The organism is Deltaproteobacteria bacterium (assembly GCA_016874735.1).
Classification (GTDB): domain Bacteria; phylum Bdellovibrionota_B; class Oligoflexia; order Oligoflexales; family CAIYRB01; genus CAIYRB01.
Genome location: VGTI01000149.1, coordinates 1 through 3,060, shown reverse-complemented (window position 1 = coordinate 3,060; position 3,060 = coordinate 1). Strand labels below are relative to the sequence as shown.

Genomic DNA, 3,060 nt, shown 5'->3' with positions numbered 1-3,060 from the left:
CGTTTTTGATGCCGAAGGCCAGAACCCGATTGATATGCAACGCGAGGGTTGGCAGGCTATTCTCAACAATTTCAAGAAATACGTTGAGTCTCTCTAGTTCTGTGGTCCAAAGTAGGTTTGCCACTCAATTTCGGCCCGTTCACGGAATAGCAGGGTGGCGGCTTTCCTGAGTACGGCGCTGTCCCGGAGCTTGTCCTTGGGCACAACCAAACTAAGGCGCGTGCGGCGGCGCAAGAGATCGTCTAAATGATGAATCATCTCGTAGTCGGCCATATAGGCAACCTCACCCAGGAGTACCGGCTGGTCATCGATCAGCTTAGTGCATAGGTCCGGACTCCGGCGCATAGATTCCACGATACTTAAAGCATCGTGCCCGTATAAGCGCCAGAGGCGATCAGTAATGGTCCCCTCCCCCAACCAATGATGGTCATCGATCGGCAGGGATTTCAGTTTGGCGATTAAGTCTTGTTTATAGGCGACACTGTCCTCACCGTACCAGCGAGGTGCTAATTTAGCTTTGACCCCTAACTGGCTCACATGATCGACGAGTTCACGGCCGATGTTCAAGCAGTCAGTTAATTTGCCACCGAAGATACTGATATGGGCGTCTTCCCGATGGCATTCGATGATATGTTTGCGCGAAAGATGAGCCCATTCGACTTTGGCAAAATCCTTAGCGTTGCCTTTAATCACAAGCGGTCGTACCCCGCAGCGTTCGGCTATGATGTCACTCGTTGTCAAAGGCTTAGCTAACACAAGACGCTTGTTGATATTGCTGAGGATAAAGCGCCGATCCGCCTCGGTGACCACTGCGGGAAGATCAGTCACGCGCGTATCTGTCGTGCCAATGCAAGAGCAGTCGCCCATCGGGATGGCAAAGAATAGCCGCCCATCATCGGCAAAAAAGGTGAGCACGCGATCACTTTTATTTATGCGTGGCACGATGAGATGTACGCCTTTGGAGAAAATATGCTGATGCACAGTCTTTACACCGCATAATTTATTAAAGGCATCAACGTAGGGTCCGGCAGCGTTAATCAGAATTTTTGCTCTAACTGCGAACGCCTCCCCGGAGGTCTCATCTTTAGCGCTGACGTGCCAAACTTTATCAGCACTCAAGGATGCGGCAACGGCGGAGACATAATTCACCGTGACTGCACCGCATCGCGAGGCGCGTATGACAAAATTAAAGACAAACCGAGCATCATTATCACGCAGGTAGCTGTCGGAATACTCAAGACCTCCTTGGCTGCGATCGGTGGCCACTTGAGGTTCTTCCCGGGCAATTTCGTCTTTGCCAAGGAGACGTGGGGGCTTAGTTTTAAAACGGCCCATAGCCCAGTAAAGTAATGCACCGAGATAAACTAACCACCGCGATTTACGAAAGCCGCGCTCAAGGTTGGTGAAAAATCTTAGCTCACTGACCTCACCAGGATAATGCCGCATCAGCTCATTGCGCGACCGGCATAGCTCCCAGACTAGTCCAAACTCGTAGCTCTCAAGATATTTGATGCCACCCCAAACAAGATTAGACGATTCTTGAGAAGTGCCGGAGCCAAAATCCCTCTGCTCTAACAGGGCTACTTTTACGCCACTCGCACTGAGGGCTGCAGCCGTAACGGCCCCGTTTATGCCACCTCCGATGATAAGCACATCGAAGATTTCTTGCTCCAAACGTTTACGAGCAGCTCGCCTAGGCGTGTCAGTCATCCGTATTTGTCCAGGATCAAACGGGTGAGGAGGAGCACTTTATCTGCAACAACATCGCTGTCCCTTTGATGGTACCAGTCTAGCGAGATGCACTCTAGTCTATTGCAGCGGCCAGGCGCCTCTAACCACCAGCCTTGACTAACTTCAGGCCTAGTTTAGCGAAATAGGCCCCCACACGCTCACGCATATCTCCGCGCAGCTCGATTTGGTTGTTCTTGAAAGTCGCTCCACAACCAAGGCTCGCTTGCATCGCCTTCATCACATTCACGGCCTCAGACTCTGTGGCAAACGGGAGATTGAACAAGACGGTGACAGCCTTGCCACCTCGCCCTTTGGTCTCCAGCCGCATCTTGCACGGACCTGATGCCGGCGTATAGCTCCCGATGGAATCCGGATTTTTTGAACGATTTGAGCCAGTTGCAGTTGAATAAATCGGCTTTTCACCCGCCATGCTGAGTCCTGCCCTCTAGTGGTGATGGTCACGCTAAAGTTTTCCCTTCAACATACCGATAACATTGCACTGGGAGGGCCGGAAGTGGTTTATTCCAAATATGCCAAAGCACTGTTATCGTTATTATTTGTAACCAAACTCAATTCCTGCAGTCAAGGCGCCAGTCTAAACGGCGGTTCCGGCGGTAGCCCGGGTGGAGCCGGCAAGGGTAACGGGGGCCAGGGCGGGGAAGAAGACGGGCTCGGGGGTAAAGCCGGCGGCAAAGGCCTGCTGGACGCCAGTGGGGCTCTCAAGGAAAAACTCAAGGACGGCCGCATCCGCCTCACCTATAAAGGGGAGAATCAGGTCAACGTCAACCCCGTCGATATCGTCTTTATCGTCGATACCAGTGGCAGCATGGGCGAGGAGCGGCAAGCACTGGAGAAAAATTTAAACGGCTTCCTAGGTCAAATTGCCACAAGCGTTGCCAAAATTGACTACCACGCGTGGATCATCGCGTCTCCCTTTGTCCCTTCGGGTACCATGGACTCCAAGCTGGTCGAGGTTGTCCCTCGCCGCGTCGATAGCAACGACGCCTTGACGCAGCTGAACAACTTCGTGATCGGCACACTTAACCCAGCTCCGGCTACTCAGCTTCGTGACAATTCGCAAAAACAATTCATCGTCGTCACTGATGACGATGCCCGCGGGACTTTAGCAACCAACATCGTCCAACTAGTCAGTGCTACTCCGAAACTAACAGGTAAGACTTCGGTCAGCGGGGTCATAGGCCTAACCAGAGGCAAGGTCTCGGCTCAGTGCTCGATTGCCAACGTCGGCACGCAATACCAGGAGCTTGCAGCCAATCCTGCGACCAAAGGCACTATCCTTGACCTTTGCAGCGACGATTGGTCCAAGCT

General features: G+C 52.6%; 4 protein-coding genes. 2 read left to right on the top strand and 2 right to left on the bottom strand.

Translation table 11 applies throughout. From position 1 onward, the window contains the following. Window positions 1-97: activator of HSP90 ATPase (locus FJ146_19810; protein MBM4254218.1), on the top strand; the 97-nt coding region annotated here is incomplete at its 5' end. On the opposite strand, the gene FJ146_19805 is transcribed toward FJ146_19810, so the two are convergent. Together FJ146_19805 and FJ146_19800 are read right to left on the bottom strand one after the other, a co-directional pair. After that, window positions 94-1,710, bottom strand: coding sequence for a glycerol-3-phosphate dehydrogenase/oxidase (locus FJ146_19805; protein MBM4254217.1), 1,617 nt, complete (start codon window positions 1,708-1,710; stop codon window positions 94-96). The two genes, FJ146_19810 and FJ146_19805, sit on opposite strands and share 4 nt — an antisense overlap. Window positions 1,711-1,831: 121 nt before the next feature. Further along, window positions 1,832-2,161, bottom strand: a complete 330-nt coding sequence (locus FJ146_19800) for a translation initiation factor (protein MBM4254216.1) — start codon at window positions 2,159-2,161, stop codon at window positions 1,832-1,834. A gap of 84 nt (window positions 2,162-2,245) precedes the next feature. On the opposite strand from FJ146_19800, the gene FJ146_19795 reads away from it, so the two are divergent. Further along, the coding region (locus FJ146_19795) for a hypothetical protein (GenBank protein ID MBM4254215.1) at window positions 2,246-3,060 on the top strand (815 nt) is incomplete at its 3' end.

Excerpts from the sequence above, each read along its gene's own strand:
- FJ146_19805 (MBM4254217.1), bottom strand. The coding sequence starts at position 1,710 with ATGACTGACACGCCTAGGCGAGCTGCTCGTAAACGTTTGGAGCAAGAA.
- FJ146_19800 (MBM4254216.1), bottom strand. The coding sequence starts at position 2,161 with ATGGCGGGTGAAAAGCCGATTTATTCAACTGCAACTGGCTCAAATCGT.